Origin of the sequence: Agrobacterium sp. SOY23 (genome assembly GCF_027212525.1) — a bacterium.
Classification (GTDB): Bacteria; Pseudomonadota; Alphaproteobacteria; order Rhizobiales; family Rhizobiaceae; genus Agrobacterium; species Agrobacterium tumefaciens_I.
The window spans coordinates 124,774-149,922 of the sequence record NZ_JAPWDT010000005.1; the positions used below are offsets into that span (position 1 = coordinate 124,774).

The window sequence follows — 25,149 nt, forward strand, 5'->3', positions numbered from 1 at the left end:
ACCCAAACCGGCGATCACCGATCGCCGGACGACCATTCAACGCCATCAGGAAACAGAGACCATGACGTATCATCCAGATCCCAACCGCTATGAAGACGCCACCTTCCGCCGTGTCGGGCGCAGCGGCCTGAAACTGCCGGCGATTTCCTTCGGCCTCTGGCACAATTTCGGCGATACGACGCCGCTCGAAACTCAGCGCTCCATTCTTTTCAAGGCTTTCGATCTCGGCATCACCCATTTCGACCTTGCCAATAATTACGGCCCGCCCGCCGGCAGCGCCGAGGTGAATTTCGGCCATATACTGAAACAGGATTTTGCGGCCTATCGCGATGAGCTGATCATCTCCACCAAGGCCGGCTGGGACATGTGGCCCGGTCCCTATGGACGTGGCGGCGGCTCGAAAAAGGCGCTGCTTTCCAGCCTCGATCAGAGCCTGACCCGGCTGGGGCTGGACTATGTCGATATTTTCTACTCGCATCGTTTCGATGCGGAAACGCCGCTTGAAGAAACTGCCGATGCGCTGGCGCAGGCCGTTCGTCAGGGCAAGGCGCTCTATGTTGGCGTGTCGTCTTATTCCGGCGTGAAGACGCGTGAAATTGCGGCGCTGCTGAAAGAGCGCGGCGTGCCGCTTCTCATCAACCAGCCTGCCTATAATCTCTTCAACCGCTGGGCCGAAAAGGACCTTCTGGATGCGACCGACGAGGTCGGTGCGGGTGTGATTGCTTTCACGCCGCTGGCGCAGGGACTGCTGACCAATAAATATCTGAACGGCGTGCCGCAGGATGCGCGCGTCAACCGTCCGGGCGGGGATTTCCTGCGGCCGGAGCATCTGAAGCAGGAAAATATCGATCGAGCCCGCGCTCTCAATGAGATTGCCAGAAACCGCGGGCAGTCGCTGGCGCAGCTCGCCATCGCCTGGGTGCTGCGCGACAAGCGCGTCACCTCGGCGCTGATTGGCGCAAGCTCCGCCAGACAGGTGGAGGAAAATGTCGCGGCGCTCAAGAACCCGTATTTTACGGCGGAAGAGCTGGCGGAAATCGATCGTTATGCCGTCGAAGGTGGCATCAATCTGTGGGAAAAACCGTCCCACGACGAAGTGGTCTGATGCATTCTGTCTTACCAACAATCGCCCGGGTTTTCCCGGGCGATTTTTTCGTCAGGTCACGTTGCTTCAACCGCCATATTCGATGATTTCAAGCCCGGCGTTATAGTCGGTCGCGTAGATCAGCCCATTGGCATCAACAAAGACATCGGCCGACTGGATGACCTTCGGCCGGCCCGGCCGCCGGTCCGTCATCGTTGCCGGCCCTGCCGGAACGAGCGCGCCGGTTTCGACGGGATGATAGGGATCGGAAATATCGAAGGCGCGGATGCCGGCATTCTGCCAGGTGGCGAAGATCAGCGTTTCCGACACGAAAGAACCCGGCCGGTTTTCGTGCAGGTTATGCGGGCCGAAATGGCCGCCCTTCTTCCCATAATCGATCTCGTTCGGGATCGGGAATGTCGAAATGCTGACCGGATTTTCCGGAGCGCGGATGTCGAAAATCCAGGTGTGCTTGCGCCCATCCTCCTCGTTGTCCAGCACGGCCTCGTCGGCGACTACCAGCAGGTCGCGGCCCGGCAAGGGCAGCGGCGAATGGGTACCGCCGCCATAGGGCGGTGACCAGTTACGATGGGCGATGAGCTTGGGAGCCGAATGATCGCTGACGTCAAGCAGGGTCAGGCCGCCATCACGCCAGCAGGCATAGGCGGTGTCGCCATGCACCAGCGCGTGATGAAGGGCATAGCGTTTTCCCTCGCCCCATGCCGGTTTTTCACCCTCGGCCATGTTCATGCCCGGCAGCCACCAGCGGCCCAGCAATTGTGGCCTCGTGGGATCGGCAAGATCGATGGTGACGAAGATATAATCGGAAAAGCCGTCCAGCAGCGCCGAAGCGTAGGCGTAACGCCCGCCCACATACCACAGGCGGTGGAAACCGATGCCGTCGACATCCAGCTGGCCGATTTTCCTGGGCTTGTCGGGTGTCGAGATGTCGAACACCGTCATGCCCGCAGTCCACACCCGCTCGCGTTTTTCCGCAGCGACCGTCTCACCGACCGATTTGGTATAATAGGCCTTTTCGTCGGTGAAGGACTGGACATCGGCGAAAAGATCGAGCGCATTGATGACCAGCAGCAGGTCGTCATGGGTCTGGAGGTGAATGTTCCAGGTGTTGGACGGGGCCTGCACGTAGTTGACGGTGACAGGGTTTTTAGCGTCGCGCACGTCGATGATCGAAAAACCCTGCGACCATGGATGTGCCACATAGGCGTAACCGCGATGGACCATCAGTTGCAGGCCATCGCCACGGCCGCCGATATCGCTATGGCCGATGAGTTTCATGTTGCGGGTGAAATCGGGTTTCGGAAGGTCTGGGGCGGCCATGGTCTGCTCTTGCGTTGCTATGGGAAAAGCGCCGCCTGCGGGCGGCGGCGCATCTTGGTAAAGGCGATCAATGCTTGACGGCGGGGATCCAGGCGGCGGTAGCGGCGTCGCTTTTCAGAAATGCCGGGAATTTCTTCTGGAGGTCCTCGATGGTGCCGATGTCGTTTTTCACCAGATCGTCACGGGTGATGAGGGTCGGTTGCAACAGCACCGACCGGCCGGGGAATTGGCCTGCGATCGAAAGCGAGACGGCACGCACCGACACTTCGCCGACGACGGCGGCGTTGGTTGCGGCGGTGGCGACCCAGGCGCTGTCCGGCTCGGTGATGAGCTGGATGTCGGCGGTCGAAATATCAACGCCGTAAATCTTCACCTGCTGCGAAAGGCCAAGTTCATCGATGGCGAGCTTCGCGCCCTTGGCGAATTCATCCCACGGGGTGAAGATGACGGAAATATCCGGATTGGCGCGCAGGACGGCCTTCGTCTGATCGGCGACGGAGGCCGGCACCGTATCGTTGACGACGCCCCAGACGGCCTTTTCCTTCAGATTGTGTTTGACGATGAAGTCTTTCCACACGGCGTAACGCCGGTCGAGCGGCGCAAAGCCGGCGACATAGACCGCCCCGCCGACAAAGCCGTCGCCCTTGTCCTTTACGGCCTGGTCCAGCACCAGCCTCGCCATGTCCTTGTCGCTTTGCTCGATCTGCGGGATTTGCGGGTTTTCGAGGTCCACGTCATAGGCAACGACCTTGATACCCTTGTCGAGCGCCTTTTGCGCCACGTCCTTCAGCACTTCCGGGCGGCCATTGTTGATGATGATGCCGTCGACGCCGAGATTGATCGCCTGCTCGACGAGGTTTCTCTGCGTGTCATTGTCATTGCGGGCCTGGGAGACGGTGAGCTTGACGCCGAGCGTATCGGCCTGCCGCTTGACGCCCGCCTCAAAGGCCTGCAGCCAGTCGCCGCTGCCGAGGAAGCTGACGACGGCAATGTTGACCGTCTTCTTGTCGAAGGGTGCCGGGGCGCCTTCGATGCCGGCGGAAAAGGCGCTGGTGGAGAGGAAGCTAAGCGAGATGACGGCCGCGGCCAGTGTCTTGACGGTCTTGAACATGGTTTCCACTTCTCTGGACGGATATTGAAAGGTCAGATTTTTGTGCGGGCAACGCCGTAGGTCAGCGCCAGCGCGCCAACCAGAACGGCGCCCTTGATGAAGTCCTGCGTGTAATAAGGCGCGTTCAGCATGGTGAGGCCATTGAGCAGCACGCCGACGAAAACGGCGCCGACAAGCGTGCCGAGAACATTCGGACGGCGAAGCGCCAGAACCGCAAAGCCGATCAGCGCGGCCGCGACCGAATCCATCAGCAGCGACGCGCCGGAGGAAACGTCACCCCGGCCGACGCGGGCGGCGACGATGATGCCGCCAAGCGCCGCGAGCGTGCCGGAAAGCACGTAGGCGAAGGTCTTGATCCTGTCGACATTGGCGCCAGCAAGCCGCGCCGCCGTTTCATTGCCGCCGGTGGCGTAGATCAGGCGGCCCAACCTCGTTTTTTCGGTCAGAATGAACAGAACGACGGCGACGATGGCCATCAGCACCACGGGCAGGGGGATGAAGCCGAACAGGCTGGAGCGCCCGATCGTCAGGAAGGCGGGATCGTATTTGCCGCTGGCCGTCGAACCGTCAGGCAGGATGAGGCCGACGGAGATGGAACGGCCGGCCGTCGGGATGAGCTGGAGGCCGGTCAGCAGGAACATGGTGGCGAGTGTGGCCAGCAGGTCCGGCACCTTGAGCCTGACGATCAGGAAAGCATTGGCAAGGCCGACAAGCGCGCCGAAGGCCAGTACCAGCGGCACCGTCTGCCAGGCACTCAGCCCCAGCACGATCATCGCATAACTTGCGGCCATGACGCTGGATGCCGCCACCGCCCCGACCGAGAGGTCGAAGCCGTTGATGGCAAGCGTGACGCTGACGCCGGCACCGATGATGGCGACGACGGAGACCGCCTGCAGGATGCTCATGAGATTGTTGATGTTGATGAAGGCGGGCTGCGCGAGCGAAAAACCGACGACCATCGCCGCGAGCAACAGGAAAACCGCGCCCCGTCTTATCGCGTTTCGCAGCGTTTCCAGTGTCGCCGTTTCTTTTGACTGTTCTGAAATATCTCGGGTGCCGTCGACCATCAGGCGGGTTCCTTGTGAAGATGCGGCGTTCCGGCATCGTTGGTTTGTTCGAAAAGGGTGTGGCTATCCATCACGAGAACCCGGTCAGCCACCTCATAGGCTTCTTCCGGATCGGATGTGGCGATGAGCGTGGCGCGCCCGGAATGGCGGCGAATGGCGGCAATGATATCCTGCCGTGCGCCGACATCGACGCCCTGGAACGGTTCGTCCAGCAAAAGCAGGCGGCTGGGCTCGGCTTCCCAGCGGCCGATGACGACCTTCTGCTGGTTGCCGCCCGAAAGCGACCAGATGGAGGCGTCGGCCGATTGCGCCTTGATCGACAGGCGCTGGATCGCTTTCCGGCCTTCCTCTTTTTCCCGGTTGGATAACAGGAAACCGGAGGGATACCATTTTCCGAGATGCGGCAGGCTGATCGTTGCGGCAATGCTTTCGCCCGGCCAGTCGGCATGAATGAAAGAGGATCTGTGCCGGTCTTCGGCGGCCATCACCACGCCGGCGGCGATCGCTTCGGCGGGGCTGCCCGGCGCATAGGTCTTGCCATCCAGAAATGCCTGTCCGCCCGAAAAGGCGCCAAGGCCAAATAGCGTGGACAGAAGACGGCTTTTACCGGCTCCGAGAACGCCGGTGATGGCGACCACCTCTCCCTCCCGGACGGAGAGGGAAAAGGGTGCGCTTTCCGGCAGCAGACGCGTGTTTTCCAGTCGCAGCACCGTCTTTTCGAAATCACGCCGCCGGTCCGGGCGCGCCGCATTCAACGAACGGCCGATCATGGTTTCAATGGCGGCGCTGAAATCGACGGGCCGGACAAAGGAACCGACATTGCGCCCGCCGCGTAGGATTTCGACCCGGTCCGCGAGCGCTTCGAGATCGGCGGTTCGGTGCGAAATATAGAGCACACCGATCCCGCGCGCCTTCAGGGAGCGTACGAGATCATAAAGACGGGCCGATTCCCGAGTGGAAAGGCTGGCCGTCGGTTCGTCCAGAATGATCAGCCGGGCCTTGTTGGCGAGTGCGCGGGCAATGGCGACCTGCTGCCGGTCAGCGGCGCTCAGCGTCTCGAAATCCCGGTCGAGCGGCAGATCGAAACCGGTTTCGGCGAGAATGGCCGCAGCCTGCCGGCGGACCGATTTTTTCGACAGGAAGAAGGGGTGACGGCCATCAACGAAATGGTTGAGCAGAAGCGCGTCCGCGACCGTCAGACCCGGAATGCCAACGACATCCGTTGACTGATGGACCGTGACGATGCCCTGCGATGCCGCATCCGCCGGGCTTTGCGGTGAAAACGGCTTGCCTTGCCATGTCATCGTTCCGGCATCCGGCCGATAAAGCCCGGAGAGAATTTTAACGAGCGTGGATTTTCCAGCACCGTTTGCGCCCATCAGTGCGACGACTTCACCCGCCTCGATTGCGAGATGCGCATCGGTGAGGGCCTTGGTGGAGCCGAAGGCATGGGAGATGTTCTGAACGTCGAGAAGGGGCATGTGCGGAAATCCATCCTGTAACAATCCAGTTTGGTAATACTTTTGCAGCGGCAAACAAGAATGGCCCTTCTATTGTGCCGTCAAAGCAGGGAATAAATTTCCATCGTCCTCTGCGCGGGTTCCAAAGGATTGAAATTCATCATTTTTACGCGATCTTGGCCAATCGGTCAGACCAGCGTTGCGAAGAATCTCCGCCCTTCCAGCTTGAGCAAAACCTGTCATTTCCTGTGCCCGCGAGACAAAAGAAAACTCGTTTCCCCGCGCAAAATAGCAATATTAAACCCATAAAAACGATAGATTATATGCGCATAATTTGAGGACTATCCAGCCGCCACTCAATTGGAGAAAAATCCCGATGTCTTTGAAACCCGGTCACATCGCTCTTGCGCTTTTGCCTTCGCTTCTGGCCGCCGGGGCCGTAAGCGCACAAGGGCTGAAAGGCGCGCCCGATCCCTTCGACAAGGGTGGCGTCAAGATCGCGCTGATCAGCTATATTTCCGCCGGCGATTTCTTCCAGGCCTATCAGTCTGGCGCCGAGGCGCAGGCAAAGGCGCTGGGCGCAGACCTCAGGATATTCCCCGGCAGGCAGGATGCAGCGCAGCAGCGTGAGCAGATCCTGCAGGCGATCAATCTTGGTGTTGAGGCCATCATCATCGATCATGGCCAGCCGGAATCGCTGACGGATGTGGTTCAGCAGGCACTGGACAAGGGTATCAAGGTCGTCGCTTTCGACGTGAACCTCAACAATCCGAAGATCCCGCAGGTCGAGCAGTCGGATCATCGTCTGGCTGAGCTGGCGCTTGATCAGGCCTTGAAGGATAACGGCACGAATTTTAAGGCCGGTTATGCCTATGTGGCGGGTTTTGCGCCGCTCGACCGCCGTAACGAGGTGTGGGACAAAGTGAAGGCAGCCAATAAGGGCATTGTCGAGAAGGCCCGTTTCGGAACGGTGAGCGATACGACCGCAGCGGCCACGGCGGATCAGGCCAAGGCCGTTCTGCGCGCCAACCCGGAAATCTCGGTGATTTTTGCACCCTATGATGAATTTGCCCGTGGCGTGAAATTGGCTGCGGCCGATCTGGGTATCGGTGACAAAATCAAGATTTATTCTGCCGATGTTTCCACGGCCGATATTCAGGAAATCGTCGAGCCGGGCAGCCCCTGGGTCGCCACTGCGGCGACCAATCCGGCTGTGGTGGGTGCCGTGTCGGTGCGCGCCGCCGCACTTGAAATCGCCGGTGAAAACGTGCCGAAAACCATCGTTGTCGATCCGGTTCTGGTTACCCAGGAACAGTTACGGGCGGCAGGCGTGAAAACCATCGAAGAGCTTGCGAAGAAAATTCCCGCCTTCTCGACCAGCACAGCTGCCACCGCGAGCTGGATACCGGCCGCAGCCTTTTGAACCGCCTGGAAAAACGGATGTCAAAAACGCCCCGGCCCGCCGTGCCGGGGCGTTTTCATGTCGGCAATGGCCTCCGGGTCTCCCTAGCGCACAATTGCTTATCTTTCGAATTGTTGGCACGCCGTTTGCTCTGGAAAGAGGGGGATGGTTCCACTCCTTTCCAGCCGCGCCCTGTTAAAGAAGGGAAGGGCCGTCAGGCCTTCCCCTTCCAGGGAACGAGAACCCGCTCCAGCAGCCGGACCGAAAAACCGAAGCCGAAAGCGCAGATGGAGATGATGGCGATGCCGACGAACACCACGTCGGTTGCCAGGAACTGTGCGGCGGACATGATGAGGAAGCCGATGCCGCGCGTGGAGGCGATCAACTCGGCGGCGACCAGCGTTCCCCAGCCGATACCGAAGGCAATGCGCACACCGGTGAGGATTTCCGGCAGGGCGCTTGGCAGCACGATGTGCGTGAAAAGCTGCAGGCGCGATGCACCAAGCGAGCGTGCCGCATTGGCGCGCTCGACCGAAACGGAACGCACGCCGGCTTGCGCCGAGAGGCAGATCGGGGCGAACATGGCCAGAAACAGCAGGGCTACCTTGGATGTTTCTCCGATGCCGAGCCAGATGATCATCAACGGCAGATAGGAAAGCGGCGGCAGCGGCCAGTAGAACTCGATAGGCGTATCGAGAATGCCCTTGGCCCAGCGGTTCAGGCCCATCAGAAGGCCGATTGGAATGGCGGTGACGACGGCAAGCGCGGCGGCAAGACCGATGCGAAACAGGCTGGCGCCGATGTGTTGGCCAATCGATGCGCCGGCATAACCGTCGGTGTAGATCACGGTGAACTGGTGCAGCACTTCGCCGGGGCGTGGCAGGAAGAGGCTCGGCGCGAGTTTGAGCGCCGTTGCCGCCCACCAGGCGAAAATCAGCACGGCGGCGGTGGCGATGCTGATCGCGACTGTCGGCCTGCCGTCCAGCCCGAAACCGGCCATCCTCACCGTCCTGGGCTTTGTGGGGGCGGTTTCCATCGCCTTGCCTTCAAGTTCCAGCGTCGTCATGCGTGAAGCTCCGTCTTGCTGTGGTCGTGATGCAGAATTTCGCGGATCTCTTCGCGCAGTGTGTTGAATTCCTGCGAGAGATGGATGGAACGCACATCGCCGGTTTCAACGAAGCGGCGCACGAAATCGAGATCATAACGCGCGACGACCCGGCCGGGCCGGGGCGACATGACGATGACCTGTGTGCCGAGAAAAAGTGCTTCCTCGATGGAATGGGTGATGAAAAAGATGCGTTTGCCGGTTCGGTGCCAGACGGAAATCAGCAATTCCTGCATCTGCTCGCGCGTCAGGCTGTCCAGAGCGCCGAACGGCTCGTCCATCAGCAGAATAGCGGGCTCGGTGGCCAGCGCCCGCGCGATACCGACACGCTGGCGCATGCCGCCTGAAAGTTCATGAGGGAAGTTCTCGGCGAAATCCCTGAGGCCCACCAGCGCAAGCAGTTCCTCGGCTTTTTCTCGCCTTTGTTTCTTGCCGATACCTGCGAATTTCAATCCGAGCGCCACGTTGTCGGCGATGTTGGACCAGGGCAGCAACGTATCTTTCTGGAAGACGACGCCGCGGTCCGCGCCCGGCGCTGTGATTTCGCGGCCGTTCAAGGTGATGGACCCCTCGGAGATGGGCAGGAATCCGGCAATTGCGTTCAAAAGCGTGGATTTGCCGCAGCCCGAAGCGCCGAGCGCCACCACGAAAGCGCCTTCGGGGATATCGAGGTTTACACGGTCGAGCGCGTGGATTTCCTTGCCGTCGTGCCCGTCGAAATAAACGGTGGCGTTCTGGATTTGCAGCATTTTATCGTTTCCAAAGTGGCAAACCCGCCGGTTCCCTGGGAACAGGCGGGCGCGTGTTTTCTCTTGCCGTGCTTACTGGGTGAGCTTCAGCGCGTCCGCCGTCGTGAAGGCCGCGTAGCTCGGCAGAACCTCGGAAATCTTGCCCTGGTCCTTGAGGAACTGCGATGTCGCCTTGAGGATTTTGGCAACGCCGGAATTTTCTCCGCCGCCGAGCCATGCGTCGGAAGCCTGGACATCCGGCGTCAGCAGGTTGAGATTGTTAAGTGCGGCTGCCTGCTGTTCCGCAGTGCCGCCAAGGAGCTTGGCAAGTGTTTTGGCATTTTCACTTTGAGGCCCCCATGCAGCCTTGTCGGCGGCGAAGGAGGCGTAATATTTATTGATGACACCGGCGAATTTGATCAGGAATTCGTTGTTGTCATCGGCGAATTTGCCGGTCGCAACCCAGGCGCTGAAGGTTGGGGCGCCCTTTTCGGCCACTTCCTTCGAGGTGATGAGAACCTTGCCGTTTTTCTTCAGCTCGGTCAGCGCCGGATCCCAGACGAAACCGCCGTCAATGTCGCCACGATTATAGGCGGCGACGATTTCCGGCTGCGGAATGGCCAGAACCTGCACGTCCTTTTCCGAAAGGCCGCGCGACTTGATCAGTTGCAGAAGCTGATAGTGGTCAGTGGAAACCGGCGCGGCGGCCAGCTTTTTACCCTTGAGATCATCGAGGCTTTCAATGCCCGAGCCGTTGCGAACGACGAGAGCCTCATCGATGCCGGAGATCGAGGACAGGTAAAAGGCCCTCACGTCGAGGCCGCGCGAGGTGGAGGAAGCGAAGGGACTGGAGCCAACATAGCCGATCTGCACATCGCCGGAGGCTATGGCCGCGAAGATTTCCGCGCCCGAATTGAACTTGCGGAAGTCAATATCGTAGCCGGTTTCCCTGGCGAATTCGCCGTTGGCAATCGCCACGGAGGAAGGCAGCGCATCAGTCTGATAAGCGACGACCACCTTTTTTTCTGCCGCTTCGGCCATAAATGCCGGAGCCGTCATGCCAATGGTCGCTGCGATCACAGCGGAAAAGAGTGTTCTGGGCGTCATGTCTCTGAGCTTTCCGGCGGTAGCGCCATTTCTTCGGAATTCATGTGAATGAAGAAAAGCATAAGTGACGCGCCGGGAATTGGCAGGAAAACCAATCTATAGAATTCCACCGAACGGTAAATTCTTGGCGGAAAAACCATAAAAACTATAGAAAACTATCCGATCAAGATCGTCGCCTTGACGGCAAAGGCCGTGAAGACACCCATCGGGCTTTGGCAAAGGCCGGAACTGTTGTGTGCCCCTCCGCCTGCGACCTGCGTGCCACGAAGGCCAGCTTTGAGGCGGACCCAAAATGCATCAGGCGCAAGAACGGCGGAGGGGGATCGCGGTTATGTCAGGGCTTTGCCGCCATCGCTTCCTTGCCGAGGGAGAGAGCCTCCTTTACCGCGAGCTCTGCCATGGCCAGTGCGGCATCGCGGGTTCTCGCCGCTGCGACAAACCGGCCGTTATGGCAGAAGCTTGCGCCTTCGACGCCACACGCCGCTTCCAGATCCTTGTCCGTCAGACCGGCCCAGGCCACCGGTAGGTCCGCACGCAGATCAAAGCCTTCATCCGCGCGACGGATACCGGTCAGGCACCAGTCGTTGTTGCGTGGATGAACGACAAAGAGCAGATGGTCGGCGCCGGACTTCACGATGGCGGGCCGAAACGGCATGCCCATCGGCAGTTCCAGAATATGCCCTTCACCGGTATCGACGATAGCCTGCTTCACCAGCGCTTCGGCCCGCAATTTCGCGGCGCTGTTGGCGATTTTTGCCTCAACGAAGCTGCGGGCAACGGCCAGCGCCGCATGGAAACTGCGATTGTCCGCCTCGGGATCGGTCTCGTCGAAAACAGGCTTCAGCGTTTCCAGCAAGACAGGCAGGGTCAGCCCGGCAAGCGGCCCGGCGATGAACGGGCTGAGCGCGCCATTATCGACCAGATCGACCGGCAGCACAAAGCTGGTATCGAAAGAGGCATGGACGGTTTCGATATGGTCTTCCGGTACACCGAAGGCGGCAAGATAGTCACGGCCGAAATGCTTCCAGATCAGGCCGAACGAGCTATATGGCTGGCCGTCGTCCCGCAACGGTGCACCACGCTGGTGGTGGTCAAAGATGCCTTTTGCCGCATCGTAGATGCCGCCGACATCGTAGATGATACGGTCTTCGCTGGGTGTGATCCATTCGGGCGCCCTGCTGCGGACGAGACGTGCCTGCGGAAAAAGCCGGGTCAGTACGACACTGGACAGAAGTTCGTCGGCATGGAAGCCACCGGAATGGGTGACGAGGAAGTCCGGGATCATGTCGGGATACGCCTTGTTGCTTGCGGAAGGTCCGGCTGGAAAACTGGGCACCTGATACCTGTTGCCGGGCGCCACCTCAACCCGCCATTCGCCACGGAGACCAAAAGCAATGACATGCTGTACCGTGTCTCCGTGGCAGCTATCTCAATCCGCTGAGGTACGTTTCTCCCCCATCAGATTTCGCCGATTGCCTCACGATTCATTTCAACGCATTATTTTCCGGCAGTACCCGCTGCATTGGTTTTCATTTGATTGAACCTATGGAGGAACAAATGGAAGGTGCACCTGTACGTTTTCGCGCTCTCGAGGATTGTGAGGCCTCGGGCATTCCCATACCTGCCGGCCCCTATGTCGGGACGGAGAAAATTCATGAACAGGACGATCAGCCGTTCGTAAAAATATTTCGATACAGTCTTGATCTGTCGGGCGAGGGGCAACGGCTTGACGTTACGCCCCTGGTGGAACTTGGCAAAATCACCGTCGTTCGGCAAAGCTCTCTCTGACGCCATCATTTTTGTCGTTTGAGAGCGTCGCATATTTCGATATGCCGCCAATCAGAAACTCTCCTCGCGGAGGGTTTCTTTTTTTATCCACGCTCACCCGGCTTGCGCGCAAAAAAGGAGAGGGGGCGGGAAGTCAGCGAAGACGTTGCGGCGTGGCATCCGCCGGTATCAGCGGGATGTAGCTTTCTCCTGCCAGCTGCTCGCGATGTTCGCCCTTCGCCCTGGTGATCAGTTCCGGATCGGTCAGCGCACGCACCGCAGAGGCGGCAAGAACCTTGCCGGCTTGCAGCATGCCCTTGTGGGCGTAACCCGAAGTCCCCTGCGAGACCATCTGCCAGGTATGCGGCGGCGTGCCGTAAGCCTCGGTCGCAACATATACCTGACCTGTCGGAACGAGCCAGCTTACGTCACCGACATCGGTTGAGCCGTGCAGGAAGGTCGGCACTTCTTCAAAGGCGTTCAGATCCTCCGAAAGGACCTTGCCACGTTTTGCAATACGGGCCTGAACTTCACTGGTGAAGGTCTTCTGGATATTTCCAGCGAAATCCTTTTCGCTGTTAGAAAAACCGGCAACGCCGATTTTTTCGAACTCCTGATGCATCATGCGCGCCAGAGTGATGTTGGGCACAAGGTCAGCCGAGGCCGCGTCGAAAGTAATCTCCAGCTCGGTGCCTGTCATCAGGGCGGCGCCGCGCGCGACATCCTTCACCCGTTCGGTGATGTCGCGGACCTGATCCATCCGCGGTGCGCGTATCTTGTAAAGCACCTGCGCCTGCGCCTGAACCACATTCGGTGCCCGTCCGCCGGTATCGGTGATGGCATAGTGAATGCGGCCATCCTGAATGATGTGTTCGCGCAGATAGTTGCAGCCGACATTGGTCAACTCGACGGCATCCAGCGCCGAGCGTCCCAGGTGAGGTTCAAAACCTGCATGAGCACTCGTTCCCCGGAAGGAGAAATAGAGCTGGTTGGTCGCCAGCATGCGGGCGTTATAGGCGAGGTTTTCATCCCAGGGATGCCAGGTGAATGCCACATCGACGTCGGAAAACAATCCTTCGCGTGCCATATACGCTTTGCCGCCACCGCCTTCTTCGGCTGGGCAGCCGTAATAACGGATCGTGCCCGCCAGCCCCAGTTCGTCCTTGCAGGCCTTGAGGGCAAGGATGGCGGCGAGCGCACCGGTGCCCAAGAGGTTGTGACCGCAGCCATGACCATTGCCGCCTGCGACGACGGGATCATGATGGGTGACGCCGCTCTTCTGGCTGAGGCCCGTCAGTGCATCAAATTCACCCAGTATCGCGACGACCGGCTGGCCTTCGCCGTAACTGGCTACAAAAGCGGTCTCTATATTGCCGGCATTGCGCGTGACATCAAAGCCTGCCTTTTCCAGTTCATCCGCCAGAAGCGCCGCCGAACGTGTCTCTTCATAACGGATTTCTGCAAAAGACCAGATTGCATCGGACACCGACTTCAGATTGTCGGATTGGGTGGCGACGGTCCGTTCGATAATGTCGAGATAGGTCATTTTCTTCCTTCAGGCGGTCTGTTCGACAGGTTTGTTGCCATGAACGGCGGGAAAGGTGGTGGCGATAACGCAGACGAGAACGGCACAGGCAACGATCACCGAAAACGCAATCCCGTAATTTTGATTGGTGGCCGACAGAACGGCTCCGATCAGCATGGGGGATGCAAACGAGCCGAGCTGTGCGAGCGAATTGATCAGACCCGTTGCCGTACCCACTGTGTTCTGCGGGAAGTGTTTCATGATGCTGACGAATACGCTGATCGAGATCGCATTCAGGAAAACGTTGGAAACCGACAGGTAAGCGAAGGCAAGCGGAATGGATTCCTCATTGGCCATGAGATAGATGAATATCGCCGATACGGCCGCGCCGATGCAGATCAGATACTTTTCCTTCTGGTGGAAGAAGCGGTCGAGCAGCCAGCCGCAGGTGAGGAACGAGATGAAGCCCAGCGCCGGCGGGATCATCGAATAGGCGCCCATTTGCACCATGCTCATGCCCTTGACCTTCACCCAGTAGGACGGCAGCCATGACTGCAGACCCCAGAACACGATATTGGTGAAGAAATAGACCAGCGTGATCTTCCAGGTCAGCGAGTTTTTCAATAGCGCGCCGATACGCTTCTTTTCCGAAACCTTCTCCACCTTCTCCTTGACGACAGGCGTGTCGTTCGCCGGTTTCATGACGAAGAATAGCGCAGCCGAGAGGAGAAGACCGACGCCGCCGAGGACAAAGAACATCATCTGCCAGCTATGTGCGGCGATCAAAGCCGTGATGACGATCGAGCCGACTGCAAAACCAACCGACGCCCCTGACTGGAGTACCGACTTGGCGCGCGCCATCTGCGACTTCTCGAAGTGTTCGGTGATTGCCACGGAACCGCCTGCGGGAAAGACGGCCTCGCCCGCGCCGGTCATGGCGCGTGCCGCAGCAAGGCCTACGGCGTTGTGGACAGCGCCGGATACGGCCGTTCCCAGCGACCAGACCGCAACGGCGGAACTGAGCACGCGCCGCGCCCCGAAACGATCCACCAGATAACCGCCAATCAGCTGCGTCATCGAATAGGCCAGGAAAAAGGCGCTGATGATCATGCCCTGGTGATCCGGGGAAAGGCCGAACTCCTCACTGATGGGAATGATCGCGATATTGATGGCGGTCTTGTCGATGAAGCCCACGACCCAGCACAGGAACAACATTCCTATGATGACATGGCGACGCTGTATTTTTGAAAACATATCAGAAGTTCCCTTTTATTGACTTTCTGCCTTTGTCGCATTGCCAGGGAAAAAATCGATGTTTATTCCTCCATAATATTTCAGAGTAATATGTGCATATCACCATGAGGTTGCCCGTGGAAATTACGCTGTCTTCCCATCCGGAACTGAGCAGGATGCAGCACGAAGGCGTGCTTCGCTTCGAAGATGTCGATGTGGAAACCGAGCAGACAGTGGCCCTGCTGTCCCACGCAGTTGAGCGAAGTGACGACAGACTCCGCCTGGTGGTGGACCACTCCTATTTCACGGCGAAACGCACGATTTTCGAGGTTTCCGCCCAGTGCGGCGAACAGGTCACCACCCGCGTCGTTGCGGCCGTTCAGGAGGCGGTCATTGCCGTACAGACCAAGACCGTGGAAATGCTGGCATCTGTCAATGCCGCGGTGATCAACTCCCTGGACGATCAGGAAATCGTCCATAGTGTCCTTGCCGAGGTAATGAACGTGCTGCCGCACGCGGATGCCGGGGTCTTTCGGTTGTTCGATGAAGAAAGCGGTTATCTTATCCCGGTCTCACATCAAGGGCTGCCGGATGACTATACGCATTACCGCCTGCAGCCGAATGAATCCGTCTCCGGCGAGGTCTTCGTAACCGGCGTCCCTGCCATTCATAATGGAAGGCAAAACATCATTGATGCCCACCGTGTGATGAGCCCCGAAAGCCAGTCTTTCATGGAACGATCGCGGATTGCCAACGCATTGCTTTGCGTACCCGTTGCCGCGGAAGGCAAGCGCCTTGGCACATTGACCACATTGTGCTTTTCACCGCGTGGCACCTTCTCGCCGTTTGATCGTACGGTTCTGGAGTCGTTGGCTGCTCAGGTTGCCGTCGCATACCAGCGCTCGCTCGCCTATAAGAACGCTATCGCGACATCAAGCCGGCTTGAAAAAATGCGGAGCGATCTGGCAAGCAAGAATGCCGAGCTCGACCGCGCCGTGGAGTTGCACGACAAGCTTTTACGTATTTTCTCCACCAGCGGAAGTCTGGTCGAACGGCTGGATCTGGTTGCGGGCCTGTTTGGCGTCGAGTTTCGATTTGAGAACGTGCTCGGCGTGGATTATCGCTCCCGCGGCTGGACAGATCACCGTGACAGCCTTGAGCAGATCGTTGAGGTCGCTGAAGCCCCCGTGGGGTTTTTTCATTTCCGACCCATTGAGGATGCGCTCTTTCAGCGCGCACTTTTCGGCACGCTTTCTGCGTTCGTGGCATTGGACTTTGTCCGCGACATGTCGAAGCTAGATGTCCTGAACGCAAGCAAGAGAGCATATTTCGACGATCTTTTGAAAGGCGTCGAAAGTCATGGCCGGCTCGAACATTTCGGGTTCCGGCTGGAGCGCTTTCATCAGATCATGGTCGCAAAAGTGTCGGGCCCGCTGTCGCCTGATGCTCGCCTCTCTCTCCATAGATCTCAGACAAATCTGCAGAACGCGATCAGGCTGTCGAATGCACTTGTTTTCCATCAGGACGATGAGATCATCATCGTCTTTTCCGCGTCCACTGCGGCTGCCCTTGCCAGAAATATCAACGCAATGATGGACAGGATGTTGCACCTCAATATCCAGGTGGGGGCAAGCGTGGTTTACGATCTGACCGGTTTCCACTCGACGGCGAAAACTCAGGCCCAACGAGCGGCAGAATGCCTCGTGCGGCGCGGACAGTCCGGGATTTTGTCACATCAGGATATGGGGATCGAAGCTCTGCTGAGTGGGCGCGACCGGTATGAAATCATCGACTTTGCCCACGAGGTTCTCGCTCCGCTTCTGCACGATCAGAAACATGAATTTCTCTATGAAACCCTGCGCAGCTATATACGGGAGGGAAAATCCGCCACGCGTGCAGCTTCCTGTCTGAAGATACATAACAATACGCTGTATCAACGACTTGCCAGAATCGAAATGCTGACCGGCCGGAAAATTTCAAACGCGGAAGACTTCACGCTGTTAAGCGTCGCCTGCCAGCTTTACTCAACTTACGCTGGCTGAGGCGCCTACGCGCCTTTTCACAAGCCGGCTAGCGGGCGTTGTCGGTTCCCTGCGCGCGAGGCCGCGCCCCGCCGCAAGCCGGCCTCCAGGGCAGGACATGAAGTTGAAGATCCCGGAAATCGTTTGGCGAACAGCCCCAGGTGATCAGTAAACCTCGGGAACATACATTTCCGGAGGAACGGGATGGCGGGTGTAGTCGCTGTTGCGTACACGGTTCGGCAGGACGATGTCCGGCTTCGGCACATCTTCGTAAGGAATCTGGCCGAGAAGATGCGCGATGCAGTTGAGGCGCGCCTTTCTTTTGTCGACGGCCTGAACCACCCACCAGGGCGCTTCTGGAATGTGGGTTCGTTCCAGCATTTCTTCCTTGGCCTTGGTGTATTCCTCCCAGCGGGCCCGGCTTTCCAGATCCATCGGGGACAATTTCCACTGCTTCAGCGGATCGCTGATACGCATGTTGAAGCGGAATTCCTGCTCCTCGTCGGTGATCGAGAACCAGTATTTGACGAGAATGATGCCCGAACGCACGAGCATGCGCTCGAATTCCGGCACGGAGCGGAAAAATTCATCAAGCTCGTCGTTCGAGCAAAAGCCCATGACGCGCTCGACGCCGGCGCGATTGTACCAGGAGCGGTCGAAAAGTACCATTTCCCCGGCGGTCGGCAGATGCGCGGTGTAACGCTGGAAATACCACTGGTTCCGCTCCCGCTCGGTCGGCGCCGGCAGCGCCACGACGCGGCAGACGCGCGGGTTGAGACGCTGGATGACACGCTTGATGGCGCCGCCCTTGCCGGCGGAATCGCGGCCCTCGAACAGTACGACCATCTTCAGCTTTTTATATTGCACCCAGTCCTGGAGGCGAACCAGTTCATGCTGAAGCCGGAAGAGTTCGCGGAAATACGTCCTGCGATCCAGCGTCTCATCGGCTGACCGAGGCATGGTTTCGGCCACGAGATCGTCCAGACGGTCTTCATCGAGCTGCATTTCCAGCTCTTCGTCGAAGCTGTCGATGATTTCGTCCTTGATGCGGCTCAACTGGTTGTCTTCGATCATCTTGTATTTCCGCCAGCAAATGGTTGCGATACTGTCATCAAGCACGATCTTACAACAAGCGCATGACAGAATGGCGGCGATCGCAAGGACCGCGGCGATCGTCCGTGAGTTCTTCGCACTCTGGCGGACGACCCTTCTGGCAGGGGATGGTCTATGATGCCACTTCCGCCGAAAACGCGGATTTGATGAGCGTTTCGGTATATTCAGCCGTAGGCTTGTTGAATATGGCGTCCGTTTCTCCCTCTTCCACGATCTTCCCATTTTTCATGACGATGACGTAGTCCGAGATGGCCTTGATGACGGAAAGGTCGTGGCTGATGAAGATGTAGGAAAGGCCATGCGTCTTCTGCAAATCGCGCAGCAGGTCGATAACCTGTCCTTGAACGGATCGGTCCAACGCGGATGTAGGCTCATCAAGAATGACGACGTCCGGCTTGAGGATGATTGCGCGGGCAATCGCGATACGCTGACGTTGCCCACCTGAAAACTCATGAGGGTAGCGGTTGCGGGCTGCGGGATCGAGACCGACTTCTTTCAGTGCTGCGATTGCCCGCTTGTCCCGCTCCGCCCGGCTCAGCTGTTGCTCATGCACAAACAGGCCTTCGGTGATGATCTCCCCGACTGTCTGTCTTGGCGACAGCGAGCCATAGGGGTCCTGAAACACAAGCTGCAGATGCCGCCGCAATGGCCGCATGGCCTTTCGGTCAAGGCCGGTGATCTCCGTCTTGCCGAAGAAAATACGGCCATCAGCCACGATGAGACGTAGAAGCGCGCGACCGAGCGTGGACTTGCCCGATCCGGATTCGCCGACGATGCCGATGGTCTGTCCCTGGCGAAGGCTGATATTGACGTCGTCCACAGCCCGGAACCAGCTGGATTTCGCCAGGAAGCCACCTGGAATTTTATAATCGATCGTCACGTTCCGGCCGGAAAGGACGACCGGCGCCTCTGTGCCAACGGCCGGTTTGTGTCCACGGGGTTCAGCATCGAGAAGCATCTTGGTGTAGTCCGCCTGCGGGCGATCGAAGATATCTTCCGTCGTACCGGACTCGACAATCTCGCCGCGGCGCATGACGGCGACGCGGTTGGCGAAATGGCGGACCACGCCGAGATCATGCGTGATCAGGACGATGGCCATGCCGAAGCGTTGCTGCAACGACTTCAGAAGGTCGAGGATCTGCGCCTGGATCGTCACATCCAGCGCAGTGGTCGGCTCATCGGCGATCAGAATGTCCGGCTCGTTCGCGAGAGCCATGGCGATCATCACACGCTGGCGCTGGCCACCGGAAAGCTCATGGGGGTAGCTGTCTATACGCCGCTCCGGGTCAGGAATTCCCACAAGCTTCAGGAGTTCGAGGACGCGTGCGCGCGCTTCCTTCTTATTGCCACCCCTATGGTGGAGGATCGGTTCGGCGATCTGCGCGCCGATCCGGTAGAGAGGATCGAGCGAGGTCATCGGCTCCTGGAAAATCATGGTGATTTTCGAGCCGCGAATATTGTTCAGCTCGCTGACCGGCAGGCCGATCAGCTCGCGCCCTCGATATTTTGCCGAGCCCTCGATCATGCCGTTGGATGCAAGCAGTCCCATGATGCCCATCATGGTCTGGCTTTTACCGGAACCGGATTCTCCGACGACGGCGAGCGTTTCGCCCTGTTTGACGTCAAGATCGATGCCTTTGACGGCGTTCACCGCGCCGTCCGGCGTCGTGAAATCGACCTTGAGATTGCGCACGGTGAGGATGGTTTCAGATGTCGTATTCATGTCAACGATCCTTGGGATCCAGTGCATCACGCAACCCATCGCCCACAAAATTGAGCGAAAACAGGGTCAACACGAAGAAGATCGCCGGAAATATCAATAGCCACGGTGCCGACTGGATATTGTTGGCACCTTCGGAAATCAGTGCACCCCAGCTCGTCAGCGGCGCCTGAACGCCAAGGCCGAGGAAGGAGAGGAAGCTTTCCAGAAGAATGACTTTGGGCACCACGACCGTGACGAACACGACGACGGGCCCGATCGTATTGGGAATGATGTGGCGGCGGATGATCTGCCAGTCGCTCAACCCCAAAGCCTGTGCGGCCCCCACAAATTCGCGCCGTTTCAAGGCAAGTGTCTGGCCACGCACGATACGCGCCATGTCGAGCCATTCGACGGCGCCGATCACCAGGAAGATCAGGATGAAGCTGCGGCCGAAAAACACCACCAGAACGACCACCAGAAAGACGAAGGGCAGCGAATAGAGGATTTCGACGAAACGCATCATCACATTGTCGACACGCCCCCCGATATATCCCGCCGTCGCGCCATAGAGAACGCCTATCCCGAGCGAAACGAGGCTCGCCAGAACGCCGACGGCGATCGAGATCTGCCCACCCAGCATCACGCGGGCCAACAGGTCGCGACCGTTCGAATCCGTGCCGAAAAGGAAATATTCGCGGTTGACGTCGCCTTCCAGCTTCAGTGTCCGGCCTTCATCTTCGGTGGCAACCACCCTGGTGTTTTCAAATTCGTTGGCGCGGTCGAAATAGCGTGTCGCGCGCGGATCTATCGCGCTGCTGGAGGTGATGGTTGCCGTGAAGGTCTGCCCCTCCACGGAAAATTCCTTCAGCTCCACGCGTGCCCGGCCGGCAACGCCCTCCATTACGCCCTGGAGGTTGTTCACATCCGGGCGGGGCTCAAGGCTTGGCGCCACCGAGACATAGGATGAAAACACCTGGTCATAGGTATGCGTGAGGAAATGCGGACCGATAAAGGAGAAAAGCGTAATCAGCACGAGCATGATGGAACCGGCCATTGCGGCCTTGTTCCGTCTGAAACGCAGGGCTGCCAGCTGGAACAGGCTTCGGCTTTTCACCAGCGGTTGAGGGGCAACATTGCCGGAAATATCAGTCATGTCTGACCCTCGGATCAAGCAGGCCGTAGAGAATATCGACCACGAGATTGAACACGATGACAAAAATGGCCACGAGAACGACGGTTCCCATCACCAGCGTATAGTCACGATTGATAGCGCCAAGAACGAAGTAGCGGCCGACGCCCGGGATGGTGAAGATTGTCTCGATGACCGCCGAACCCGTCAGAAGGGCGGCGGCGCAGGGCGCGAGATAAGAAACGACGGGCAGCATCGCCGCGCGCATCGCATGGAACACGACCACGCTGCGGGCCGGAAGGCCGTAAGCCTTGGCGGTGCGGATATGGTCCATCCGCAAAGCCTCGATCATCGCGCCGCGTGTCAGACGCGCGATAACCGCAAGCTGCGGCAATGCAAGCGCGATCATAGGAAGAATGAGATATCTGAGCGATCCATCACCCCAGCTGCCTGCGGGCAGAAGCCCGAGTATGACGGCGAAGATCAGCGTGAGAACGGGCGCGACAACGAAGTTCGGCACGGTGACGCCGATTGTCGAAATGGACATGATCGAGAAATCGAAGGCGCTGTTCTGCCGGAGGGCGGCCAGGGTGCCGGCAAGAACGCCGCCCACCAGCGCCAGCAAAAGAGCATAACTGCCGAGCTCCAGCGAATAGGGCAGGCCCTTGCCGATCAATTGCGCGACGGTATTGTCCTTGTAGATATAGCTCGGACCGAAATCGCCGGTGACGGCATTGCCGAGATAGATGAGATACTGGCGCCATAATGGCTCATCCAGATGATAGGTTCTCATCAGGTTTTCCATCGTCTGCGGCGGCAGGGGGCGTTCAAGGTTGAACGGACCACCCGGTGCGAAACGCATCAGGAAAAACGAAATCGTGACGACGATAAACAGGGTCGGCACGGCGCTCGCCAAACGGCGCAGGATAAACGAGATCATGGTTTTTCGGGCTCCGGCATGGCACGGTGGTGTCTGCCACCGTGCCAGCGCTGCTTATTCGGAAACGCTCAGGAAGCGGCTGAGGTGTTCGTTGGCAGCATTGTCGACCCAACCCTTGACGCGGCTGGAAACCAGCCAAAGATCGGCCTGCGTCAGAAGCGGGGCGATCGGCTGTTCCTTCATAAGGATGGTTTCTGCCTCATGCAGTAGCTTGGAGCGTGCCGCAGGGTCCTTCTCGTCATAGGACTTCTGCATCAGCGCGTCATATTCCGCATTGTTGAACTTGGAATAGTTGAAGGTCTTGTTGGAGGATACCGAAAGGGCAAGGAAGTTTTCCGCATCCGCATAGTCGGCAACCCAGCCGGCACGCGCGACGTTGAATTTGCCGCCTTCCTGCAGGTAGCCATAGTGCGAGGCGACGTCGAGGTTCACCAGCGACACCTTTGCGCCAAAGGTGTTCTTCCACATGTCGGCGATAGCCGTCGCGACACGTTCATGGTTCGGGTTGGTGTTGTAACGGATTTCGATGGAAAGCGGCTTGCCGCCCTCACCGTAACCGGCGTCCTTCATGAGCTTGAGCGCTTCGTCTTCACGATCAAGCTGCGACTGCGTGGCAAAATCGGCCTTTGCCGGTTCTCCGTAGGAATCCATGCCCGGGGGAACCATGGAGTAGGCCGGAATCTGGGAGCCGCTATAGATTTCCTTGGCGAGGAAATCACGGTCCACTGCCATGGAGAGCGCCTGACGGACACGGACGTCGTTATACGGCGCTTCGCGGGTATCGAAGGTGTAATAATAGGTCGCAAGCGTCGGCGAAACGTGAACCTGCTCGCCATAGGACTTGCGCAGACGGTCTATCTGGTCCGCGGAAAAATTGTAGGCGAGGTCCATTTCCTTTGCTTCGAAACGACGAACGGATGCGGCCTGGTCGTCGATCGGGTAAAAGATGACCTTGTCGATCTTGGTGTTTGATGCGTCCCAGAAATTGGTGTTCTTGACGACCGTCAGGCTGTCATTGGGAACATGCGTTTCGAGCTTGTAAGCACCGTTCGAGACCATGACGCCCGGTTTTACGAAGTTGGCGCCATTCTTTTCGTAACTCGCCTTCGAGATTGGCAGAGCCGTCTGGTGCGCAAGGAGCTCGAGGATGAAAGGTGTCGGGCGCTCGAGTGTGATCTCAAGGGTCTTGTCATCCACCGCCTTGACGCCAAGCTGGTCAACCGGCGTTTCGCCCTTGTTGATCTTTTCGGCGTTCTTGATCGGGTAAAGGATGTTTGCATATTTTGCAGCGGTCTTCGGGTCTTCGACGCGCTGGTAAGAGAAAACAAAATCTCCCGCCGTTACCGGAGTGCCATCCGACCACTTCGCATCCGCGCGCAGTTTGAAGGTGTAGACGGTGCCGTCCTCAGACAGGGTCCAGCTTTCCGCCGTGCCGGGAACGATCTTGCCGGCAGCATCGTAAACGGTGAGACCTTCATAAAGGTCTTTCAGGATGAATTCTTCGATGTTGATCGAGGTCTGTGCCTGATCAAGCGTCTGCGGCTCGCCTGCATTGCCGCGGTGCAGAACTGTTTCTGCAAGCACGGGACTGGCCCCGATCAGAAGCGATCCTACCAGCAGGGCGGCGCGAGTTGTTGTTGTTATCGACATTGTTTTCTCTCCCCATGAAGATTTTTGAGTCTACAAACAAGGCGATATTGCTCCGAAGCGCAACCACAATAAATTGTGAATTCATGTGGAAACTGCGACTTTCACGTCGGTTGAGGTATCCGGCGACAAGATGTCTCACGGCAAAGATGCCAACCCTTCAGTGGCGCCAGTGCGGATTCCTTACGCTTTTCTGCTTATTCTTTGTGGGCTCGCCGGGGAAAATTCCGCTCCATCGAAGCGGCCTTCAGGTCGTCATCCCTGATCCGTCCCGGTACGCACTAATCCACAAGCTCGTAATCGCCAGCTGTCGGCACCTCGCTGGACAGGCGGGGGCGAGGGTTCGAATCCTCTCGAGAGCTCGCGATATTCCGGTATCAAGAACGATATATCGTCGTGTCTCCAGGGCGGGCTTGGTTGCCCTGTCTGTGAAGCACATCCATGTCTTCCTCCAGGTGACGAATTCGCCTTTCGAGGTTTGATATTTCCTCGCCCTGAAGATCGTCCGCTCCCAGGAAGGCGTCTTCCCATTGGCGCCATTTTTGCAACAAGCGCTTTATCATGGTCCTACCCTTCATTGCCGGGGTTGAGGTGCCTTTCGGCCGCAAGGTCCTGAGCGTGAGGTATCATTATACCGTGAACGCGGTCAGCAAGATGGATGATCTCCGCTGGCGGGCGCAGGCCGGTCGCGATGATCGAGACACGGAGATTCGGGCCAAGGCCTTCGTCAAAGGTCGCGCCCAGAACGATCTCGGCGCCGGCGTCGACTTCATCGCGGATAACGCTTGCTGCCTCGTCGACTTCGAAAAGCGTAAGGTCACGGCCTGCTGCCAGTGAAACCAGAACACCCCCGGCGCCGCGCAGGGAGGCATTGCCGAACAGCGGATTGTGCACGGCAGCGCGGGCAGCAGTGGCGGCCCGCGCGGGGCCGGCCGCCTCTCCTGTGGCCATGACGCCGCGGCCCATGTTTCTCGTCACCGACCGGACGTCTGCAAAGTCGAGATTGATCAAGCCATCCTTGCCGATCAGATCGACGATTGCGCTGATGCCGGAGTGGAGCACGTCGTCAGCGAGGGAGAATGCCTGTTTCAGGGGCGTTTTGGCATCGGAAATTTGAAGGAGCTCCTGGTTGGGAACCACGATCACGGTATCCGCCACCTCTATCAATTGATCGATACCGATCCGCGCCTGTCGGGCACGGTGGTTTCCTTCGAAGCGAAAGGGTTCCGTAACGACCGCAATCGTGAGCATGCCGGCGGCGCGTGCCGCCGCCGCAACGACCGGAGCTGCGCCGGTGCCAGTTCCGCCACCCATACCCGCTGTCAGGAAACACATTTGTGTGCCCGATAGATGGGTCATCAGCGCCTCGATGGATTCTTCGGCGGCTATTCGGCCAATCTCGGGAAGGGAACCTGCCCCAAGACCTCCGGTGGCTTGAAGCCCGAGCTGGACGACATGATCGGCTTTCGAGGCCGAAAGCGCCTGCGCGTCCGTATTGGCTGCAATGAACTCCACGCCGGAGAGGTGACGCGCGATCATGTTGTTGACGGCGTTTCCGCCGCCTCCACCGAGACCGACGACTGAAATCTTTGGCGTCCATGCGGCCTTTGAAATCAACGGCACCACGTTTGTCTCCATTATGCATTGATCGCTGTGGTTTGCAGCAC

Annotated in this window: 20 protein-coding genes; 4 read left to right on the forward strand and 16 right to left on the reverse strand. The window is 58.5% G+C overall.

Annotated elements, in window-relative coordinates; genetic code table 11:
* Positions 1-61 precede the first annotated feature (61 nt).
* Complete coding sequence (gene mgrA / locus O3S81_RS15860) at positions 62-1,105, forward strand: L-glyceraldehyde 3-phosphate reductase (RefSeq protein WP_269344666.1); 1,044 nt, start codon at positions 62-64, stop codon at positions 1,103-1,105.
* Between the two features lie 66 nt (positions 1,106-1,171).
* Here the strand turns inward: mgrA and O3S81_RS15865 are convergent, their stop codons facing one another.
* From O3S81_RS15865 to O3S81_RS15880, 4 genes are all read right to left on the reverse strand, one after another.
* On the reverse strand, positions 1,172-2,425 hold the full coding sequence (locus tag O3S81_RS15865; protein WP_269344667.1) for an LVIVD repeat-containing protein: 1,254 nt from the start codon (positions 2,423-2,425) through the stop codon (positions 1,172-1,174).
* Positions 2,426-2,492: 67 nt separating this feature from the next.
* On the reverse strand, positions 2,493-3,536 hold the full coding sequence (locus O3S81_RS15870; protein ID WP_269344668.1) for a substrate-binding domain-containing protein: 1,044 nt from the start codon (positions 3,534-3,536) through the stop codon (positions 2,493-2,495).
* 32 nt (positions 3,537-3,568) lie between these two features.
* The gene (locus O3S81_RS15875; RefSeq protein ID WP_269344669.1) at positions 3,569-4,603 is read right to left on the reverse strand and encodes an ABC transporter permease; all 1,035 of its coding nucleotides are present in this window, start codon (positions 4,601-4,603) and stop codon (positions 3,569-3,571) included.
* Complete coding sequence (locus tag O3S81_RS15880) at positions 4,603-6,084, reverse strand: sugar ABC transporter ATP-binding protein (RefSeq protein WP_269344670.1); 1,482 nt, start codon at positions 6,082-6,084, stop codon at positions 4,603-4,605. The genes O3S81_RS15875 and O3S81_RS15880 overlap by 1 nt, the downstream gene beginning before the upstream one ends.
* A gap of 355 nt (positions 6,085-6,439) precedes the next feature.
* On the opposite strand from O3S81_RS15880, the gene O3S81_RS15885 reads away from it, so the two are divergent.
* Complete coding sequence (locus tag O3S81_RS15885) at positions 6,440-7,486, forward strand: substrate-binding domain-containing protein (RefSeq protein WP_269344671.1); 1,047 nt, start codon at positions 6,440-6,442, stop codon at positions 7,484-7,486.
* A gap of 193 nt (positions 7,487-7,679) precedes the next feature.
* Here O3S81_RS15885 and O3S81_RS15890 read toward each other — a convergent pair whose 3' ends face one another.
* The 4 genes from O3S81_RS15890 to O3S81_RS15905 form a co-directional block, all read right to left on the reverse strand.
* Entirely contained in the window at positions 7,680-8,531 is an 852-nt protein-coding gene (locus tag O3S81_RS15890; protein ID WP_269344672.1) for an ABC transporter permease subunit, read from the reverse strand.
* Positions 8,528-9,319 carry a taurine ABC transporter ATP-binding protein gene (locus O3S81_RS15895; protein ID WP_269344673.1) on the reverse strand — a complete coding sequence of 264 codons (792 nt, stop codon included), beginning with the start codon at positions 9,317-9,319 and terminating at the stop codon, positions 8,528-8,530. Before O3S81_RS15895 ends, O3S81_RS15890 begins: the two co-directional genes overlap by 4 nt.
* A 72-nt stretch (positions 9,320-9,391) precedes the next feature.
* Entirely contained in the window at positions 9,392-10,405 is a 1,014-nt protein-coding gene (gene tauA / locus O3S81_RS15900; RefSeq protein WP_442864931.1) for a taurine ABC transporter substrate-binding protein, read from the reverse strand.
* Between the two features lie 334 nt (positions 10,406-10,739).
* On the reverse strand, positions 10,740-11,690 hold the full coding sequence (locus tag O3S81_RS15905; protein ID WP_269344674.1) for an MYG1 family protein: 951 nt from the start codon (positions 11,688-11,690) through the stop codon (positions 10,740-10,742).
* A 272-nt stretch (positions 11,691-11,962) separates the two neighbouring features.
* On the opposite strand from O3S81_RS15905, the gene O3S81_RS15910 reads away from it, so the two are divergent.
* Positions 11,963-12,193 carry a hypothetical protein gene (locus O3S81_RS15910; RefSeq protein ID WP_269344675.1) on the forward strand — a complete coding sequence of 77 codons (231 nt, stop codon included), beginning with the start codon at positions 11,963-11,965 and terminating at the stop codon, positions 12,191-12,193.
* Positions 12,194-12,326: 133 nt separating this feature from the next.
* Here the strand turns inward: O3S81_RS15910 and O3S81_RS15915 are convergent, their stop codons facing one another.
* Both O3S81_RS15915 and O3S81_RS15920 read right to left on the reverse strand, forming a co-directional pair.
* Positions 12,327-13,718, reverse strand: a complete 1,392-nt coding sequence (locus tag O3S81_RS15915; protein WP_269344676.1) for an amidohydrolase — start codon at positions 13,716-13,718, stop codon at positions 12,327-12,329.
* A gap of 9 nt (positions 13,719-13,727) precedes the next feature.
* Positions 13,728-14,951 carry an MFS transporter gene (locus O3S81_RS15920; protein WP_269344677.1) on the reverse strand — a complete coding sequence of 408 codons (1,224 nt, stop codon included), beginning with the start codon at positions 14,949-14,951 and terminating at the stop codon, positions 13,728-13,730.
* Between the two features lie 116 nt (positions 14,952-15,067).
* Between O3S81_RS15920 and O3S81_RS15925 the strand changes: the two genes are divergently transcribed.
* Positions 15,068-16,972: a helix-turn-helix domain-containing protein gene (locus O3S81_RS15925; protein ID WP_269344678.1), complete on the forward strand. Its 1,905-nt coding sequence runs from the start codon at positions 15,068-15,070 to the stop codon at positions 16,970-16,972.
* 144 nt (positions 16,973-17,116) lie between these two features.
* Here the strand turns inward: O3S81_RS15925 and ppk2 are convergent, their stop codons facing one another.
* The 6 genes from ppk2 to ftsZ all read right to left on the reverse strand — a co-directional run bounded on the left by ppk2 (position 17,117) and on the right by ftsZ (position 25,120).
* Positions 17,117-18,025, reverse strand: a complete 909-nt coding sequence (gene ppk2 / locus O3S81_RS15930) for a polyphosphate kinase 2 (protein WP_269344679.1) — start codon at positions 18,023-18,025, stop codon at positions 17,117-17,119.
* 151 nt (positions 18,026-18,176) lie between these two features.
* The gene (locus O3S81_RS15935; RefSeq protein ID WP_269344680.1) at positions 18,177-19,787 is read right to left on the reverse strand and encodes an ABC transporter ATP-binding protein; all 1,611 of its coding nucleotides are present in this window, start codon (positions 19,785-19,787) and stop codon (positions 18,177-18,179) included.
* Position 19,788: 1 nt separating this feature from the next.
* A complete protein-coding gene (locus O3S81_RS15940; RefSeq protein WP_269344681.1) occupies positions 19,789-20,919 on the reverse strand; it encodes an ABC transporter permease in 1,131 nt (376 codons plus the stop codon).
* Entirely contained in the window at positions 20,912-21,835 is a 924-nt protein-coding gene (gene oppB, locus O3S81_RS15945; RefSeq protein WP_269344682.1) for an oligopeptide ABC transporter permease OppB, read from the reverse strand. Before oppB ends, O3S81_RS15940 begins: the two co-directional genes overlap by 8 nt.
* A gap of 54 nt (positions 21,836-21,889) precedes the next feature.
* Positions 21,890-23,485 (reverse strand): peptide ABC transporter substrate-binding protein, encoded by a 1,596-nt coding sequence (locus O3S81_RS15950; protein WP_269344683.1) that lies wholly within the window; start codon positions 23,483-23,485, stop codon positions 21,890-21,892.
* 564 nt (positions 23,486-24,049) lie between these two features.
* Positions 24,050-25,120: a cell division protein FtsZ gene (gene ftsZ, locus O3S81_RS15955; protein ID WP_442864932.1), complete on the reverse strand. Its 1,071-nt coding sequence runs from the start codon at positions 25,118-25,120 to the stop codon at positions 24,050-24,052.
* Between the last annotated feature and the right edge of the window lie 29 nt (positions 25,121-25,149).

What these genes read in the sequence shown, in the direction of transcription:
- mgrA (WP_269344666.1), top strand. Translation starts at nt 62, where the DNA reads ATGACGTATCATCCAGATCCCAACCGCTATGAAGACGCCACCTTCCGC.
- O3S81_RS15865 (WP_269344667.1), bottom strand. Translation starts at nt 2,425, where the DNA reads ATGGCCGCCCCAGACCTTCCGAAACCCGATTTCACCCGCAACATGAAA.
- O3S81_RS15870 (WP_269344668.1), bottom strand. Translation starts at nt 3,536, where the DNA reads ATGTTCAAGACCGTCAAGACACTGGCCGCGGCCGTCATCTCGCTTAGC.
- O3S81_RS15875 (WP_269344669.1), bottom strand. Translation starts at nt 4,603, where the DNA reads ATGGTCGACGGCACCCGAGATATTTCAGAACAGTCAAAAGAAACGGCG.
- O3S81_RS15880 (WP_269344670.1), bottom strand. Translation starts at nt 6,084, where the DNA reads ATGCCCCTTCTCGACGTTCAGAACATCTCCCATGCCTTCGGCTCCACC.
- O3S81_RS15885 (WP_269344671.1), top strand. Translation starts at nt 6,440, where the DNA reads ATGTCTTTGAAACCCGGTCACATCGCTCTTGCGCTTTTGCCTTCGCTT.
- O3S81_RS15890 (WP_269344672.1), bottom strand. Translation starts at nt 8,531, where the DNA reads ATGACGACGCTGGAACTTGAAGGCAAGGCGATGGAAACCGCCCCCACA.
- O3S81_RS15895 (WP_269344673.1), bottom strand. Translation starts at nt 9,319, where the DNA reads ATGCTGCAAATCCAGAACGCCACCGTTTATTTCGACGGGCACGACGGC.
- tauA (WP_442864931.1), bottom strand. Translation starts at nt 10,405, where the DNA reads ATGACGCCCAGAACACTCTTTTCCGCTGTGATCGCAGCGACCATTGGC.
- O3S81_RS15905 (WP_269344674.1), bottom strand. Translation starts at nt 11,690, where the DNA reads ATGATCCCGGACTTCCTCGTCACCCATTCCGGTGGCTTCCATGCCGAC.
- O3S81_RS15910 (WP_269344675.1), top strand. Translation starts at nt 11,963, where the DNA reads ATGGAAGGTGCACCTGTACGTTTTCGCGCTCTCGAGGATTGTGAGGCC.
- O3S81_RS15915 (WP_269344676.1), bottom strand. Translation starts at nt 13,718, where the DNA reads ATGACCTATCTCGACATTATCGAACGGACCGTCGCCACCCAATCCGAC.
- O3S81_RS15920 (WP_269344677.1), bottom strand. Translation starts at nt 14,951, where the DNA reads ATGTTTTCAAAAATACAGCGTCGCCATGTCATCATAGGAATGTTGTTC.
- ppk2 (WP_269344679.1), bottom strand. Translation starts at nt 18,025, where the DNA reads ATGATCGAAGACAACCAGTTGAGCCGCATCAAGGACGAAATCATCGAC.
- O3S81_RS15935 (WP_269344680.1), bottom strand. Translation starts at nt 19,787, where the DNA reads ATGAATACGACATCTGAAACCATCCTCACCGTGCGCAATCTCAAGGTC.
- O3S81_RS15940 (WP_269344681.1), bottom strand. Translation starts at nt 20,919, where the DNA reads ATGACTGATATTTCCGGCAATGTTGCCCCTCAACCGCTGGTGAAAAGC.
- oppB (WP_269344682.1), bottom strand. Translation starts at nt 21,835, where the DNA reads ATGATCTCGTTTATCCTGCGCCGTTTGGCGAGCGCCGTGCCGACCCTG.
- O3S81_RS15950 (WP_269344683.1), bottom strand. Translation starts at nt 23,485, where the DNA reads ATGTCGATAACAACAACAACTCGCGCCGCCCTGCTGGTAGGATCGCTT.
- ftsZ (WP_442864932.1), bottom strand. Translation starts at nt 25,120, where the DNA reads ATGGAGACAAACGTGGTGCCGTTGATTTCAAAGGCCGCATGGACGCCA.